Annotated in this window: 15 protein-coding genes; 11 read left to right on the top strand and 4 right to left on the bottom strand. The window is 46.3% G+C overall.

Annotated features, from left to right (window positions below; genetic code table 11):
• Positions 1–33 precede the first annotated feature (33 nt).
• The 6 genes from GO620_RS05055 to GO620_RS05030 all read left to right on the top strand — a co-directional run bounded on the left by GO620_RS05055 (position 34) and on the right by GO620_RS05030 (position 7595).
• Positions 34–1752 (top strand): peptide MFS transporter, encoded by a 1719-nt coding sequence (locus GO620_RS05055; RefSeq protein WP_157526671.1) that lies wholly within the window; start codon positions 34–36, stop codon positions 1750–1752.
• Positions 1753–1843: 91 nt separating this feature from the next.
• On the top strand, positions 1844–2575 hold the full coding sequence (locus GO620_RS05050) for a polyprenol monophosphomannose synthase (protein ID WP_200230700.1): 732 nt from the start codon (positions 1844–1846) through the stop codon (positions 2573–2575).
• Positions 2576–2694: 119 nt separating this feature from the next.
• Positions 2695–3717, top strand: a complete 1023-nt coding sequence (gene ruvB, locus GO620_RS05045; RefSeq protein ID WP_157526672.1) for a Holliday junction branch migration DNA helicase RuvB — start codon at positions 2695–2697, stop codon at positions 3715–3717.
• 11 nt (positions 3718–3728) lie between these two features.
• Complete coding sequence (locus GO620_RS05040) at positions 3729–6020, top strand: GH92 family glycosyl hydrolase (protein WP_157526673.1); 2292 nt, start codon at positions 3729–3731, stop codon at positions 6018–6020.
• 5 nt (positions 6021–6025) lie between these two features.
• A complete protein-coding gene (locus GO620_RS05035) occupies positions 6026–6646 on the top strand; it encodes a chloramphenicol acetyltransferase (protein ID WP_157526674.1) in 621 nt (206 codons plus the stop codon).
• A gap of 88 nt (positions 6647–6734) precedes the next feature.
• Complete coding sequence (locus GO620_RS05030) at positions 6735–7595, top strand: polysaccharide deacetylase family protein (protein WP_157526675.1); 861 nt, start codon at positions 6735–6737, stop codon at positions 7593–7595.
• A 121-nt stretch (positions 7596–7716) separates the two neighbouring features.
• Here the strand turns inward: GO620_RS05030 and GO620_RS05025 are convergent, their stop codons facing one another.
• Together GO620_RS05025 and GO620_RS05020 are read right to left on the bottom strand one after the other, a co-directional pair.
• Entirely contained in the window at positions 7717–8022 is a 306-nt protein-coding gene (locus GO620_RS05025; RefSeq protein ID WP_157526676.1) for a hypothetical protein, read from the bottom strand.
• Positions 8023–8034: 12 nt separating this feature from the next.
• Entirely contained in the window at positions 8035–8403 is a 369-nt protein-coding gene (locus tag GO620_RS05020; protein ID WP_157526677.1) for a SpoIIAA family protein, read from the bottom strand.
• A gap of 105 nt (positions 8404–8508) precedes the next feature.
• On the opposite strand from GO620_RS05020, the gene queG reads away from it, so the two are divergent.
• The 3 genes from queG (at position 8509) to GO620_RS05005 (ending at position 11869) form a co-directional block, all read left to right on the top strand.
• On the top strand, positions 8509–9438 hold the full coding sequence (gene queG / locus GO620_RS05015) for a tRNA epoxyqueuosine(34) reductase QueG (protein WP_157526678.1): 930 nt from the start codon (positions 8509–8511) through the stop codon (positions 9436–9438).
• Positions 9435–10277 carry a hypothetical protein gene (locus tag GO620_RS05010; protein ID WP_157526679.1) on the top strand — a complete coding sequence of 281 codons (843 nt, stop codon included), beginning with the start codon at positions 9435–9437 and terminating at the stop codon, positions 10275–10277. The genes queG and GO620_RS05010 overlap by 4 nt, the downstream gene beginning before the upstream one ends.
• 245 nt (positions 10278–10522) lie before the next feature.
• Positions 10523–11869: a GH1 family beta-glucosidase gene (locus GO620_RS05005; RefSeq protein ID WP_157526680.1), complete on the top strand. Its 1347-nt coding sequence runs from the start codon at positions 10523–10525 to the stop codon at positions 11867–11869.
• Here the strand turns inward: GO620_RS05005 and GO620_RS05000 are convergent, their stop codons facing one another.
• Positions 11870–13972 carry a tetratricopeptide repeat-containing sensor histidine kinase gene (locus tag GO620_RS05000; protein ID WP_157526681.1) on the bottom strand — a complete coding sequence of 701 codons (2103 nt, stop codon included), beginning with the start codon at positions 13970–13972 and terminating at the stop codon, positions 11870–11872. It abuts the gene before it with no gap.
• Positions 13973–14050: 78 nt separating this feature from the next.
• Entirely contained in the window at positions 14051–15232 is a 1182-nt protein-coding gene (locus GO620_RS04995) for an acyl-CoA dehydrogenase family protein (RefSeq protein WP_157526682.1), read from the bottom strand.
• Between the two features lie 81 nt (positions 15233–15313).
• Between GO620_RS04995 and folB the strand changes: the two genes are divergently transcribed.
• Both folB and GO620_RS04985 read left to right on the top strand, forming a co-directional pair.
• Entirely contained in the window at positions 15314–15670 is a 357-nt protein-coding gene (folB, locus tag GO620_RS04990) for a dihydroneopterin aldolase (protein WP_157526683.1), read from the top strand.
• Entirely contained in the window at positions 15667–17073 is a 1407-nt protein-coding gene (locus GO620_RS04985) for an FAD-binding oxidoreductase (protein ID WP_157526684.1), read from the top strand. The genes folB and GO620_RS04985 overlap by 4 nt, the downstream gene beginning before the upstream one ends.
• The last annotated feature ends 320 nt before the right edge of the window (positions 17074–17393 follow it).

Genomic DNA, 17393 nt, shown 5'->3' with positions numbered 1-17393 from the left:
ATCCTATTTTAGAAAAATTTTTACACTTGATATATGAGTACCGAACCAGATATTGTTGCGTTAGACGCGAGTAACCTTACACCGCAAAAAGGCCACCCTAAGGGTCTTTTCGTATTGTTCTCTACAGAAATGTGGGAACGGTTTAACTTTTACGGTATGCGGGCCTTGCTCACACTGTTTTTAGTTAACGCCCTTAATTTTTCTGATAAAGACGCGGCAATTATCTATGGTGGCTTTTTAGGTTTATCATACCTTACCCCCATGCTTGGCGGTTACATTGCCGACCAATTTTTAGGTAACCGCAGTTGTATCATCCTTGGCGGTATGATCATGGGCTGCGGCCAGTTACTGCTTTTTTTAAGCGGCTACACCTATACCGGGAATGTCGACCTGGCAAAAATGATCATGTGGGGAGCGCTGGCAGTAATTATTATTGGTAACGGTTTTTTTAAACCCAATATATCATCCCTGGTTGGGCAGATCTATCGAAAAGGCGATTCACGCCTCGATTCAGCATTTACTATCTTTTACATGGGTATAAACGTTGGCGCATTTCTAGGGATGACCATTTGCCCTTTACTGGGTGACGTTAAACATGGCGAAATGCGTGTGGTTGAAGCCTTTAAATGGGGCTTCCTGGCCGCGGGTGCCGCAATGTTTTTAGGCACGGTAATGTTTATCTTCCTTAAAAACAAATATGTTGTAGATCCTGATGGCAATGGCGTAGGCACCCGGCCTAAAGGTAACAGCAGCACACTAAGTCCGACCGGCGAAGTTGAGAAAGCAAACTTCTCTACCACAGCGATAATCGCGGTCGCAATTACCATGATCGCCTTATTCTTTGGCATACACGTGCTATCGGCAGACCCTAACCCTATTAAGAGCTGGGTTTACCCTTTTATATACGCGGCAGGTATAAGCCTGGCAATATTGATTTTGACAGACAAGTCAATTACCAAAGTAGAGCGCGACCGGATCATTGTTTTGTATATCGTGGCGTTCTTTGTGATCTTCTTTTGGTCGGCGTTTGAGCAGGCAGGTTCGTCTTTAACTTTCGTGGCCGATAAACAAACAGACTTGAACGTTTTCGGCTGGCAAATGCCGCCAAGCCTGGTGCAAAATGCCAACTCGCTATTCATAGTTGTGTTCGCCCTGCCATTTAGTATCCTCTGGCTATTCCTTCAAAAACGCGGCATGGAGCCGATCTCACCGGTTAAACAATCGCTTGGATTGTTATTGCTTGCTATTGGCTACTACATTATCGCTATACAGATGAAAGCTATTGGCAATACAGGCAAGGTTGCGGTGATCTGGCTTATCATCATGTATTTGTTCCACACTTTAGGCGAGTTGTGTTTATCACCTATCGGGCTGTCTTTGGTTGCCAAACTTGCACCTAAGCGATTCTCGTCTTTATTAATGGGTGTTTGGTTTTTAGGTAACGCTGCGGGCTATGCACTCGCAGGTACGCTAGGCGCTATCATCCCTGCAACCGGCGACAAATACGAATTCGCGGCTAAAAACGGTATTGACCTTAAAGGCGTACTTGATGGTAAAATTACCGCCACTGCTCAGCAGATCGCGTTACTAGCAAAAGAGAAGATAGACATTCACTACCCTACTTTTGCCGGTTTTACTATTCATAACCTCTATGAGTTTTTTATGGTATTCGTGAGTCTTGCCGGCCTGGCATCTGTCGTCTTGTTTGTTATCTCGGGCTTCTTGAAAAAAATGATGCACGGCGTCCGATAAACTTCGAAAAAATTACGATTTTTATGATATTAGCCGTCCGTTAGCTAACGGACGGCTTTTTTTAATCTGCCTTAAATAATAAATTACATCTGTGCCCGACAGCTTAGTCATTATTCCCACTTATAACGAGAAAGAAAACATCGAGCGGATGATCCGCAAGGTTTTTTCTTTGCCCGTTGAATTCCATTTGCTGATAGTAGATGACGGTTCTCCGGATGGGACGGGTAATATTGTGAAAAATCTGCAGTACGAGTTCCCGCATAAATTATTTATCGAGGAACGGTCAGGCAAACAGGGATTAGGTACGGCATACATACATGGGTTTAAGTGGGCTATCGCTCATAATTACGACTATATCTTTGAGATGGATGCCGATTTCTCGCACGATCCATGCGATTTAACGCGCTTGCGCGATGCCTGCATATCAGGGGCAGATGTGGCCGTAGGGTCGCGTTATATAAAGGGCGTAAACGTGGTGAACTGGCCAATGAGCCGCGTACTGATGAGTTATTTCGCTTCGGTTTATGTGCGCTTCATTACAGGAATCGATGTGTCCGACTCTACAGCCGGCTTTGTTTGCTACCGTAGCCGCGTGTTTAGCGTGCTTAATCTCGACAAGATCAAGTTTGTGGGTTACGCATTTCAGATCGAAATGAAATACACCGCCATTAAGCACGGCTTTAAACTGGTGGAAGTTCCAATCATCTTCACAGACCGCACCGAGGGCACATCCAAAATGTCGACCGGCATTTTCCGCGAAGCCTTCTTCGGGGTAATTCAGATGAAGATCAACAGCATTTTCAGAAAATACCCGGAAGGATAGGTTCAATGTGCGCGTGCCAAATGTGCAGATGTGCAAATGACCTTTGCAATTTGGATCTAATTGCTTCATCTGCACATTAGACATCTGCACATCCACAAATTTATTTACTTTCGTTATCAATGAATGAGCATCTCGACCCTGAGCGGGAGCGCCTCAGTCCGGCAGAGCGTGATATTGAAAAAGTGTTGCGGCCGCAGGCATTCGAGGACTTTACCGGTCAGCATAAAATATTAGCAAACCTTAAAATATTTGTTCAGGCAGCCCGCCAGCGTGGCGAAGCGCTTGACCACGTACTGCTGCATGGTCCTCCCGGATTAGGCAAAACTACTCTTTCGCATATTATCGCAAATGAAATGGGCGTGGGTATTAAGATCACATCCGGTCCTGTTTTGGACAAACCCGGCGACCTGGCGGGCCTGCTTACAAACCTGGAACCCGGCGATATTCTTTTTATTGACGAAATACACCGCTTAAGTCCATTGGTTGAGGAGTACTTATACTCCGCCATGGAGGACTTTAAGATTGACATCATGCTGGAGAGCGGCCCCAACGCCCGCTCGGTGCAGATCACACTTAATCCTTTTACACTTGTTGGTGCTACCACGCGCTCGGGTTTGCTTACCGCGCCTTTACGTGCGCGCTTTGGTATCAACTCGAGGCTCGAATACTATGACGCTAAATTGTTGACGACAATTGTGTTACGCTCCGCAGATATTTTACGCACACCAATCACCGAAGAAGGCGCGTTTGAAATTGCCCGCCGCAGCCGCGGCACACCCCGTATCGCTAATGCTCTGCTTCGCCGCACGCGCGATTTTGCCCAGATTAAAGGCAACGGCAGTATCGATCCCGAGATTGCGAAATATGCGCTTAACGCGTTAAACGTAGATGAGCACGGCCTCGATGAAATGGACAACAAGATACTGGTTACCATTATAAATAAGTTTAAAGGCGGACCAGTTGGGCTTAAAACCATTGCAACCGCGGTTGGCGAAGACGAGGGTACCATTGAAGAAGTGTATGAGCCATTCCTGATACAGGAAGGCTACCTGATGCGTACCGCCCGCGGCCGCGAGGTTACAGATTTTGCATACAAACACTTGGGTTTGTTCCGCACGGGCGGCAACCCATCTTTGTTCTAATCATCACACCTATGAAGAAAATATCATTGCTGCCGTTATTGCTTGCCGGCTTTCACTGCTTTGCACAAATGGTTGAAAAAGTTGCAGACCCCGTTGAATGGGTCAACCCCTTGATGGGCAGCATGTCTAAACCATCGTTATCAAACGGTAACACCTACCCTGCTGTCGCCCTGCCCTGGGGCATGAATACCTGGTCGCCGCAAACGGGTGTTATGGGCAACGGCTGGATGTATACTTATGACGCTGATAAGATACGTGGCTTTAAGCAAACGCACCAGCCTTCGCCGTGGATGAATGATTACGGCCAGTTTGCGATAATGGCGGTAACCGGCAAAGCGAAATTTAACCAGGACGATCGCGCCAGTTGGTTTAGCCACAAGGCAGAGGTTTCGAAGCCATATTATTACAGCGTTTACCTCGCTGACCATGATGTTACCGCAGAGATTACACCAACCGAACGCGCTGCGCAGTTCAGGTTTACCTTTCCTAAAACCGACAGCTCATTCATAGTTGTCGACGCGCTGGATAAAGGTTCTTACATCAAGATCATCCCGAAAGAGCAAAAGGTAATCGGTTACTCTACCCGTTATGCCCGCGGTAAGCTTACCAACTTTAAAGATTACTTTGTGATCTATGTCGATAAGCCTTTCACTTTTAAGCACGCCACTAATGGCAAAAACATAGCCGCCAACGACTCGCTTGAACTTTCTGTTAATCACGCCGGTGCTATTATTGGCTTCAAGACCAGTAAAGGTGAGCAGGTGCACTTAAAAGTTGCATCATCATTCATCAGTTTCGAGCAGGCAGAGCTAAACCTGAATCGAGAATTAGCTAACGATAGCTTCGATGTTACCGAACAAAAAGCTAAAGCGGTTTGGAATAAAACGTTAAGTAAAGTGCAGGTTGAGGGCGGCACCATAGATCAGATGCGGACGTTCTACTCGTGCCTTTACAGGATGCTTTTCTTCCCGAACAAACTGTATGAGGTAAATGCTAAGAATCAGATAGTTCACTACAGCCCTTACAACGGCGAGGTAAAACCCGGCTACATGTTTGGCGGCACAGGGTTTTGGGATACGTTCAGGGCATTATATCCTTTCTTAAATCTAATGTACCCTTCTATCAATAATGAAATGCAGCAAGGGCTCATCAACGATTACAAAGAAGGCGGCTGGCTGCCCGAATGGTCGAGCCCGGGTTATGCGGATATTATGGTGGGCAATAACTCGGCATCTGTTGTGTCTGATGCTTATGCGAAAGGTCTCCGCGGATATGACATCAACAAATTGTATGAAGCCCTGCTGCATGGCGCCAATAACGAGGGACCGATATCCGCAGTTGGCCGTTATGGAGTAAAATACTATAACGAATTAGGTTATGTGCCTTACGATGTAAAGATAAACGAAAATGCGGCCCGTACCCTGGAATACGCCTATGACGACTTTGCCATTTACCAGCTTGGCAAGGCTTTACATCGCCCCGCGGCAGAGCTTGCTTTATATAAAAGCCGAGCAATGAATTACAAAAACCTGTTCGACCCGCAAAGCGGATTAATGCGCGGCAAAAATCAAGACGGCAGCTTCCAGTTGCCATTCAACCCGTTTAAATGGGGCGATGCCTTCACCGAAGGTAATAGCTGGCATTACTCGTGGTCGGTTTTTCATGACATAAACGGTTTGATGAATTTGATGGGCGGACGCGAAAAGTTTGTAAATAAACTCGATTCGATATTTATCCTCCCGCCAGTATTTGACGATAGTTACTACGGGGGCGTTATCCATGAGATACGCGAAATGCAGATCATGAACATGGGCCAGTACGCGCATGGTAACCAGCCAGCGCAACACATCATTTACTTATATAACTACGCGGGCGAGCCCTGGAAAACGCAATATTGGGTGCGTGAGGCCATGAACCGTTTGTACAAAGCAACACCCGACGGCTATTGCGGGGATGAAGATAACGGCCAAACATCGGCTTGGTATGTGTTTTCGGCTATGGGCTTCTACCCTGTTTGTCCTGCGGTAGATCAGTACGTTTTGGGCGCGCCGTTATTTAAGAAGGTAAGCCTCCATTTAGAGAACGGTAAAATTGTAACCATTAACGCGCCGCAAAATAATGGCATCAACCGATATGTCGGGGCAGTTTCTTATAACGGTAAGCCTTACGATTTAAACTGGCTAAGCCACAGCGGATTAATGAAAGGCGCGACCGTAAACTTTAGCATGTCGCCGCAGCCTAATAAAACACGTGGAATAAAACCGGCAGACTACCCTTATTCAATGTCTGTAAATGACAAATAGTACAGATGAAACATAAAGTTGACATATCTAACTGGAAACGCCGAGAACACTTTCACTTCTTTAAGCAGTTTGAAGAGCCTTATCACGGCGTGACGGTAACCATAGATTGCACTAGAGCATATCAATACAGCAAGGCGAACGGTACATCTTTTTTTCTTTATTACCTGTACCAATGCCTGGTTGCTTCCAACCAGTTAGAAGCTTTCAAATTACGGATATTAGATGATGAGCTCTACCGTTTCGACCGTATAGATGCGGGCTCTGCGCTGGCGCGCGATAACGGCACCTTTGGGTTCGGCGATTTTATTTACTACCCTACTTTTGAAGAGTTTAATACTGAAGCAGGAAAGGTAATGAAGCGCGTTGCCACGGAAACAGATCTGCAGCGCTCAAGTGCCGAAAACGTTATAAGATTCTCTGCCTTACCCTGGATAGATTTTACCGCACTTTCACACGCCCGATTATTCGCATTTAAAGACAGCTGCCCTAAGATATCATTCGGCAAAGTCGCAGACACCAATGGAAAAAAGACGATGCCGCTTTCCATACATGTGCACCACGCCTTGATAGACGGGCGCGACCTTGGTGAATTTCTGGCGCTTTATCAGGATCTGGTGAACCGATAGAACCAACCTTTAACACCGCAAATACTTATTAACAACTTATACTCCGTATAGCAAAAACGTTATTTTCGCCGGTACTAAAAATTTATTTATGAGTAAATTATTGTCATCTATCCTACCCCTATGCCTGTTGGCGACAGTTGCCTGCAAATCAAACAACAGTGATAAATCAACTTCAACAACCGTTACCAAAACCACATCGACAGAAGAAGTAACCACTGTTGAAAGCAAGTCGCCGGGAGGGCCCATTGCTTCAAAAGCAACGATAATGTCGCGCGCGCAGGTGCCTATCGTTTGTTATCACCAGATACGGGATTGGAAAGCAACCGACTCGAAAGGCGCTAAGGATTATATCGTTCAGATACAGGCCTTTAAAGACCATATGAAAATGCTGGCAGACAGCGGTTATCACACCATCTTGCCCGACCAGCTATACAATTACCTGGCATACGGCGCGGCTTTACCGAAAAAGCCCATCATGCTTACATTTGATGATACCGATGTAGACCAGTTTACCATTGCCCGCCCCGAAATGAAAAAATATGGTTTTAAGGGCGTGTTCTTTATCATGACGGTTTCTATCGGTCGCCCGCATTATATGAGCAAAGAGCAGATCAAGCAATTAAGCGACGAGGGCAACGTTATAGCCAGCCATACCTGGGACCATCATAACTTTAAGAAATTTGCGGGTAAGGATTGGGAAACACAAATAGATAAGCCGACAAAAAAACTGGCCGAGATAACCGGTAAAGAGGTTAAATACTTTGCTTACCCATTTGGTTTATGGAACGAGCAGGGATTACCTGAATTGCACAAACGCGGTTTTAAACTGGCGTTCCAGCTGGCAGAAAAACGCGACGCTAACGACCCGCTGATGACCGTACGCCGTATTTTGGATAGCGGTTACTGGAGCACAAAAACGTTTGGAAATAACGTTAGGGGTAGCTTTTAAATGTGCAATTAATATAATGTGCAAATTTTAAATGTGCAGATGTGCAAATGGATAACGGCTAACATTAGCAGTTAAAATTTACTGCACACCTACACACCTACACATCTACACATCTGCACATCTACAAGTTTTCCCCTAATGGCCCTTGTCCTTTGTTAGAAGATGGCGTGTCGCTGCCGCTCTGACCTTTGTTGGCATCGGGTTTATCCTCTTCAGGTGCGCCAGCATCACCTTTCTCAAAACCCGGCGTTACTGTTTCCACACGCGTTTCATCAGGTTTATCCTGTACATTTGGCTCGGTGCCTTTTGATATTTCGGTATCGGCACCAGTGTTTTCGTTTAAAGTGTCACCGCTTTTCTTCCCGCTATCGGTATCCGCGATCTGGTTATTATTTGGATCGGGGTTATTGCTATTTTCCGTATTCATAATTTTTGATTTTTAATTGTCTTCAGATATCCAGCTCACGGCCTTGTCCAGTTCGGCAAGGGTAAAGCCCTTGGTTTTGCCTGGTATCAGCAGGCCGGCAGTGTTAGTAAACCATTCCACACTTTTTTGGTCGGTTACAATGGCTATGCGGTTCCACTTGGTGAACTTTTGGATGCCAAGTTTCACATCGTTCCATAACGCGCCAAGCGTAAACTTTTGAATGTCGGTTTCCAAAACCAGCATAAATTTTATCTTGTCCTGCCTGGCAACTAATTCTTCAATTCGCGGAATTACTACTTTTTCGTATTCGTCCTTCGTTACTTCGCCAACGGCATGGATGCCCACTATATCTTCGGGCAGGTCGTTTATAAATTGCAGCATTGTGGTCAGTTTTTTATTACAACAGCATGCAAGGCAATCTGTTTTTAAATTAAGACCTGTACATCGTGTGGTTGTATCATTTAACGAGTTTGTATCTTTGTATAAATGCCCGATAAGCGCCAACAATACAGCCAATTAATTAAAGAACACGCACAGCGGCTGGGCTTTATGTTTTGCGGCATTGCCAAAGCAGATTTTCTTGAGGAAGAGGCGCCAAGGCTTGAATCGTGGCTTAACGCCGGTATGCATGGCGAAATGAAGTATATGGAGAATTACTTCGACAAGCGGCTAGATCCCCGGTTACTGGTAGACGGTGCACGGTCAGTTATTTCACTGGGTCTGAATTATTACACAAATGATTTACAGCAAGACCCAACCGCCCCTAAAATATCACGTTATGCTTACGGTGCCGACTATCATTCTGTTATTAAAGAGAAGCTGAAGGAACTGTTGGAAGTGATCAATGAAGAAATTGGCGAGGTTGGGGGTCGGGCTTTTGTAGACTCTGCCCCTGTGCTGGATAAAGCCTGGGCAAAACGTTCGGGTTTGGGTTGGGTAGGCAAAAACAGCAACCTGATCAATAAGCAGTCGGGTTCGTTTTTCTTTTTGGCCGAATTGATCGTCGATCTGGATCTTGAATACGACATTGCCCCTACCGTTGACCACTGTGGCACCTGCACGCGCTGCCTGGATGCCTGCCCTACAGAAGCCATAATAGCGCCGCAGGTGGTAGATGGCAGCCGGTGTATATCCTACCTCACCATCGAATTAAAAAATGAGATACCTGCAGAATTTCAGGATAAGATGGATGGCTGGGCATTTGGCTGCGATGTTTGCCAAACGGTATGCCCATGGAACAAATTTTCTATTGAGCATATAGAGCCGGCTTTTAAGCCGAAAGAAGAACTGTTAGGAATGACTGCGCAGGATTGGCACGAAATTACAGAAGACACCTTTCAAAAGGTTTTTAAAAACTCCGCGGTGAAGCGCACCAAATATGCCGGACTAAAACGCAACATCGAGTTTATAAAATGAAGTTTTTATTTGTTCTGTTAGTGTTTGCACCGGTTTACGTTTTCGGTCAGAAACTGCACGTTCGCGACAGACCGGGCAACGCTTTAACCGGCAGCCAATTCGCGGCATCCATCTCCGATACTGCTATCAGTTTAGAACAGCGGGAAAAGGCTATCTTTAAAGAGATTAAAAGGGGCAACATCCCCCAGTTTTACCGGCAGTTGGTTAAAGTAACCGACACAGCGACTTTTAATGGCAAACTTAACAGCATAGAATATTATGTCGCGCCGGATTATCTTGCCATTGGTACAGACAGCGACTTTTTTTATTGCCCCATGACACCCGCCCTTGCACAGCGGGTTGCGAATAAGTTGAAATGCATGTTGCCGACGCGTAAAATGGTAAACACAATTTACATCCAGTCGCAAGTGAAATTATCACCGTTACCCATACCGCCTAGCCCGGCCATGAACACTGTACCTGTATTCATAAAGCATAATAACATGCTAACAGCGCAGCGCGACAGTTCAGGCAGCAGGTTTGCCTTGGGAAGTTTGATCGGCGGCAACAAAAAAGACGTGATCATATCTAACCGGATCTATAACGATACCAGCACCTTTCATGTGGTGATCTATGGGTGGCATCGAATCAGCAATGGAAAAGCAATTCAGCCTTTATATGCCAGGCATTTAAACACCTGGGCCGATTACAGCCATGGCATAAGGCTGATCCAGAAAAAAGTTTGGGTTAATGGCAAAAAAACTACGGTCGACAAAGTGCTAAAGTCGAAAGAGCTGTCTACATTGTTAAGTGATGAAGGGCCGATAGAGAAGCCCTTTTACCCAACGCATGTAGATTAGCAATCGCTTAACAAAAACTTCATGCAGGCTGCGCCTTAACTTCATATACGGGCAGTAACTTTAGGTTATTAAAATCAGAGCTCATGAAACCATTCATCAAAATCTACAGCTATTTTAATACCATCCGCGAAAAGCTGATGCTGGCTACCATGCGTTCGGCATTTATGCACTAATATCTCCCTTCCCTTTATTTATTCTAAAATATTGCGGCCAGCCAGTCCTTTTGCCTTACTTTGCCTTAACGTATGACCGGGTTAAACAGGGACCAGTTTGGCGAAGATTTTGTCTGGGGTGTTTCAGTCGCAGCATTTCAGATTGAAGGCGCGGTGGACGTCGACGGCAAAAGCCCGTCCGTTTGGGACGTGTTCAGCAGCAAGAAAGGCAAGATAAAGAACGGCGACAAAGCCACTACAACCTGCGATTTTTATCATCGGTATAAAGAGGATATCGATATCCTTAAGTCACTCAATATTCCTCATTTTCGGTTCTCACTGTCATGGTCGCGCATTTTACCCGCAGGCACCGGCGAAGTTAATCAGGCGGGCATAGACTATTATAACAACGTTATAAATTACTGTCTTGAACAAGGTATTGAGCCTTGGGTAACCATTTATCACTGGGACCTGCCCCAGGTACTGGAAAATCATGGCGGCTGGACCAACCGGCAGATAATTAAGTGGTTTAGCGAGTACGTCACCGTTTGTGCAGATGCCTTTGGCGACCGTGTAAAACATTGGATGGTAATGAACGAACCATCTGCTTTTGCAGGGGCAGGTTATTTTTTAGGCATACATGCACCCGGCCGAAATGGTATCCGCAACTTTTTACCGGCGGTTCATCACGCGGTACTGTGCATGGCCGCGGGCGGCAGAATATTAAGGGAGAAATTACACGACGCGCAAATAGGCACTACGTTTTCATCGTCCCTGGTTGAACCATTTTCCCAAAGCGCGCGCGATATCGCGGCGGCGAACAGGATCGATGTTTTGCTGAACCGCTTATACATAGAGCCTATATTAGGTTTGGGATACCCTGTTAAAGAGGTGCCTGTTCTGCGTAAACTGGATCGGTTAATGATGCCCGGCGATGAAGAGGCCATGAAATTTGACTTTGATTTTATCGGCGTGCAGAATTATACCCGCGAGATCGTAAAGTATTCATTTTTTACGCCCTATGTGGGCGCTAGCCTGGTGCATGCTAAAAACCGCGGCGTAGAATTAACCGAGATGGGCTGGGAAGTATATCCACCGTGCATCTATGAAATGGTAAAAAAATTTAGCGCTTATGAAGGCGTTAAAAAAATTCTGGTTACAGAAAACGGCGTGGCATTTAAGGATGAGGTTGAAGGCAACCGGGTGCATGACCATAGACGGATAGCCTACCTGCAATCGCATATGGCGCAGGTGTTAAAAGCCAAAAATGAAGGCTGTAACGTAGAAGGTTATTTCATCTGGACGTTTACCGATAATTTTGAATGGGCCGAAGGTTTTCATCCACGCTTTGGTTTAGTGCATGTCGACTTTGATACTTTAAAACGTACGGTGAAGGACTCGGGGTATTGGTTCCGGGATTTTTTAGCAAGTTCTAAATAGTTACACCGCTTTTTGCAGGGCGATGCAGAACACACTTCCGCCCCCGGGGTTATCATCAACCCAAATGCGGCCGCCGTGTTTCTCTATTATCTGCTTGCAGATAGAGAGGCCTAAGCCAAAGGACTTTTCGCCCATTGTACCCAGCCTCTTCGCTTCTGTAAACATGTTGAATATCTTCGGTTTGATATCGGCAGGGATACCAATACCATTATCCCGAACGCAGATCATTATCTCTTTACCCATGTCTTGCGCCTCTAAAATGATCTGGGTATGCGCGGGGCTAAATTTTATGGCGTTCACCATCAGGTTGCTTAGCACCCGCCACAGTTTTTCGCGGCTGCCCCAAATGTTGCGGTCAATAGCCAACTGGCGCAATATCACCTTTTGATGCTTTTCGGCAGCCTTGAAGCGCAACAGCTCCGCTACGTTGTGCAACAACGAGTTTACTTCGACAGGTAATAACTCTACCACACCGATGCCAACATCCGTTGCCTCGAAAATCTCATTAATCAGTTGAAGGGAATTGTCGGCAGTTTCTTTGATCAGGTCTACGTATTCCTTCATCTCTTCGTCCAGCTCATCCTCAGACATGATATTGGCTAGTGACGCTATGCCACCCAAAGGGTTACGCAGATCGTGTGCTACGGTGTGAACTATGCGATCCTTCTCACGGCTGCTTTCATTGAGGCGGTTCAGCGTTTGTTCCAGGTCGCCTTTTTGTTTCAATACTTCCTTGTTAAGGTTGCTTACGATGTTTATTTCGCGCTTAGAGCGCAGCCAGTTGCGGTAGATCATAAAGATCACAACAAGTGCCAGCAAGCCCGCCAAAACTGTAACAAGCAAGTATATTTTCTGCAGCCGGTTGTAGCGTGTAAGCGTATCTATCTGGTTTTGCTTATCGTAATTTTCAAAGCTGTCAGTCACGCTCATCTCTTTGATCTTGCGGCTGTTCTCGGCTACAGAATCTTTTAACTGATTGTACCGCTGGTTATAGCGCAGTGCCAGGTCAAGCTTATTTTGCCGTTCGAACAGGTTGCTCTTGAGCAGGAACCAGTCGGCTTCTACTTTTTTATTGTCGTCGGTTTTTTTCTCTGCAGGGATGGCTTCAAGCTGTGTATGCAAGCTGTCTAACAATTGCTGCAGATCTTCTGCTCTGTGCTGGTCGCGATAAACTTTGGCTAGTTTAATCTCGGTAAGCATAGCATCAGAGTTATCACCTGTAGTCTCGAGGTTTATGGCGATGCTGTTTTTATACAGCTTCTCTGCAGTATCATATGCCCCTCTTTTTACATAAATATCTGCCTGGTTTCCAAAAACCACGGCCTTAGCCACTTCAATTGATTTTGCTTGCGGCTTAAAACGCGCAGCATTTTCATCGAGGTAGGCCAGCGTCTTATCAAAATAGATAAGCGCGCTGTCGGTTTTCTCCATATCGCGGTAAACGATTCCCAGGTTATCTAAAACTTCCTGGTTGCGAAAAAAGATCGGGAAGGTTGAAGTATATGGCTCGGCTTGCTCGAAACTCTCTTTAAAGAACGTTGCTGACAGCGCGAACCGCTGCTGCTGATATGTAAGCATACCCATGCGATAACTATAGCTCGACAGCACATATTTATCGAAAAACTTTTTGCCGTGAATGTACCCGTTAAAGTAATAGCGGTAGGCATCATTGTAGTTTCGCAACTCGTAAAAAGCGTCGCCTTTGGCAAAGTTTGCCTCTGCAAAATCTGCCGGGTGGGCTTGCTGTCCGCCATTTGTGCCTACAAAATCAAGCATACTATCAGCAGACATTAACGCCCCTCTAAAATTTCTGTCAGACTTTAGCTTGGTAAAGAAATGATCTGCTTTTACCCTGAAGCGGTCGTCGAAAGTCGGATTTTTTATGGTCGCGAAACCAGAGTCGAGGTACTGTAAAGCTTTGTGCGGATCTTTAACGGCAATCTTGCCGGCACTATCTCTAATCTTTTTAAACTGGAGGGTATAATCTTCCGATTTGTTAGCCTGTTTATCGCAGGCGGCTATTAAAAACACCAACACCATCCCGCAAAACAGCATGAAACCGTTCTTATAAAAAGGGGATAGAAATGCGCGGGTCAGGAGCATTATTAACAAGTGTTACAACAAATATAACATAACGCTGCACAATTGCTCATAAAAGCGCTATTCATTTTCAAACAGATGCTATTTAAAAGCATCTAAACCGGTAATATCCATACCGGTGATCAATAAATGAATATCATGCGTGCCCTCGTAAGTAATTACAGATTCGAGGTTCATCATGTGGCGCATTATGCTGTATTCGCCCGTTATGCCCATACCGCCCAGTATCTGGCGTGCTTCACGTGCTATGGTTATAGCGGTTTCCACACTGTTACGTTTAGCCATGGATATTTGTGCCGCCGTTGCCCGGTTTTCGCTTTTCAACGTTCCCAAACGCCACACCAAAAGCTGCGCTTTGGTAATCTCAGTGATCATTTCGGCCAGCTTTTTCTGCTGCAGTTGGAAACCTGCTATCGGCTTGCCAAACTGCACCCGCTCTTTGGCGTAACGCAGGGCCGTATCGTAACAATCCATAGCCGCGCCAATAGCGCCCCAGGCAATACCATAACGTGCCTGGTTTAAGCAGCCAAGCGGACCTTTCAATCCCGATACGTTAGGCAGGATATTTTCTTTAGGGATCTTCACGTTATCGAAAACCAATTCGCCGGTAGCTGATGCTCGCAGCGACCATTTATTATGCGTCTCGGGCGTGCTGAAACCGTCCATGCCCCGCTCCGCGATCAACCCGCGCACTTTGCCTTCATCATCCCTGGCCCAAACAATGGCAATATCCGCGAATGGTGAGTTTGATATCCACATCTTAGCGCCGTTAAGAATATAGTGGTCGCCAGCGTCTTTGATGGTGGTAGTCATGCCGCCGGGGTTAGAGCCATGGTCGGGCTCCGTTAAACCAAAGCAGCCCATCATCTCGCCCGACGCCAGTTTTGGCAAATATTTTTTCTTCTGCTCTTCAGAACCGTAAGCGAATATCGGGTACATCACCAGCGAACCTTGTACTGAAGCCGTTGAGCGGATCCCCGAGTCGCCGCGTTCCAGTTCCTGCATAATAATGCCGTAAGCGGTATAATCTAAGCCTGCCCCGCCGTATTCTGTTGGGATGGTCGGCCCGAAAGCACCTACCTCTGCCAAACCTTTTATCAGGTGCCTGGGGAACTCGGCCCGCTGGGCATAATCTTCAATGATAGGGCTCAATTCCTTTTTAACCCAATCACGAACCGACTGCCTGATGAGTTTATGTTCATCGGTCAGTAATTCGTCAACTAAATAATAATCGGGCGATTCAAAAAGGTCTGTCCTGGCCATAACTGGTGTACGTTGGTAGGCAAATCTAACAAAGCTTTATAATCATTGGCGATTTTGCCCGTGTTAATTTACTTTTGAAAAATGATAGAAGTAGCACTGCACGGTGCCGAGTTTTTTGCAAGGCACGGTTACTATGCCGAGGAGCAGCAACTGGGTAACCGTTTTATGCTGGATATTGAAGTGGGTTTTGAAATTGACGGCGCGTTTACAGAAGACAAACTGTCTAACACGCTTAATTACGAGCGTTTGCATGAGATAGCCGAAGAAGAAATGAAGATCACACGCAAACTTTTGGAAACTGTGGCACAGGCTATTGTAGACCGGATAAAGTCTGAGTTTAACTTCGCGAAAACCATTTTGGTGCGCGTTAAAAAGCTAACTCCTCCACTTAAAGGAAAAGTGAAATACTCTTCTGTTACTATTACTTACAACAAATGAAAACCGACTACCAACAAATAAGCGACGCGCTTTTAACAGAAATAATATCTATCGTTGGCGAGCAGTTTGTGCTTACCGGTAAGGATGATACCGAGCCCTACAGCCATGACGAGACAGAAGACCTGCACTTTTATCCGCAGGTGGTAGCAAGGCCACACACGGCAGAAGAGGTTGCGGCATTGTTAAAGCTGTGCAACGATAACCACATTCCCGTAACACCCCGGGGTGCGGGCACGGGTCTTAGTGGCGGCGCGTTACCGGTCAACGGCGGATTGCTTATAGCGATGGAACGCTTCAATAGCATTATCGAAATTGACGAGCAGAACCTGCAGGCGACCGTAGAACCCGGCGTGATCACCGAAACGTTTATGGATGCCGTGGCCGAAAAAGGGCTGCTATATCCGGTTGACCCTGCCAGTAAAGGCAGTTGCTTTATAGGCGGCAATGTGTCTCATGGCAGCGGTGGCCCAAGGGTGGTAAAGTACGGTACCATCCGCGAGTATATTTTAAACTTGCAAGTGGTGTTGCCAAGCGGCGAGATCATCTGGACGGGTGCTAACACCTTAAAATATTCATCAGGTTATAATTTAACACAGCTTTTTATTGGCTCAGAAGGTACGCTGGGTATCGTTACCGCTATAGTGGTTAAGCTGATACCACGTCCTACCATCGATGCACTTATGCTGGCCTCATTCGGCACCAATGAAGATGCTTGCGCTGCCGTGTCTGCTATATTCAGGGCCGGTGTTGTACCATCCGCGCTGGAGTTTATGGAACGCCGCGGTGTGGAATGGGTGATAGAGAACGATGGTATAGCGTTCGACTTAAAGGATGATGTAGGCGCGTTTTTACTCATCGAGGTAGACGGCACCAACCAGGATGTAATTTTCGACGCTGCCGAGCAGATCAACAATTTATTGGAGAATTACAATTGTAAGGATGTTTTATTTGCCGACACCGCCGCGCAAAAGGAAGAGCTTTGGCAAATGCGCCGCACTATGGCAGTATCGGTTAAATCAAACTCGGTTTATAAAGAAGAGGATACCGTTGTGCCACGCGCGGCTTTGCCTCAACTGATTAAAGGCATCAAAGAGAAAGGCGCGAGATATGGTTTCGAGTCGGTTTGCTACGGCCACGCCGGCGATGGTAACCTGCACGTAAACATTGTGAAAGGCAATATGAGCGATGCCGACTGGAACACAAAACTTAAAGACGGTATCCGCGAGATTTTTGAACTCACAGTAAGCCTTGGCGGCACACTATCCGGCGAGCACGGTATCGGCTTGGTGCAAAAAGGGTTTATGGGTATAAAATATAGTCCGGTTCATTTTGCGCTGTGGCGAGGCATCAAACAGGTGTTCGACCCGAATTATATACTGAACCCAGGGAAGATTTTTGATTAAAAACCATTGGCCCTCAAAATATAGGTCATGCCGTCCGGGTTACAATCGGCATTGTTTCGGCATCCCACAAGACATCGTTTTTGCGCTCATTCGCCGCTGGGCTTTGTTACTTTTTCCTTAGATGAAAAAGTAACCAAAAAATCAAGGCAGAAAAACGCTTCAGCCCGCCCTGTCGTTTCTTAACGCTTTTTCGGTTACGGCCCGAAAAAGCTAAAACGCCTCCCGATAGCTATCGGGACACGCCAACGCCGGCCCGCCTTTTCTGCCGAGGCCACCGCTTTTTTTATCTGCAAGGTTCAAACGTCAGCGCGCAGCTTCGG

This window comes from Mucilaginibacter ginkgonis, from assembly GCF_009754905.2.
GTDB classification, from domain to species: domain Bacteria; phylum Bacteroidota; class Bacteroidia; order Sphingobacteriales; family Sphingobacteriaceae; genus Mucilaginibacter; species Mucilaginibacter ginkgonis.
Note: the sequence above shows the minus strand (reverse complement) of the source record. Positions and strands in the feature narration are given on the sequence as shown.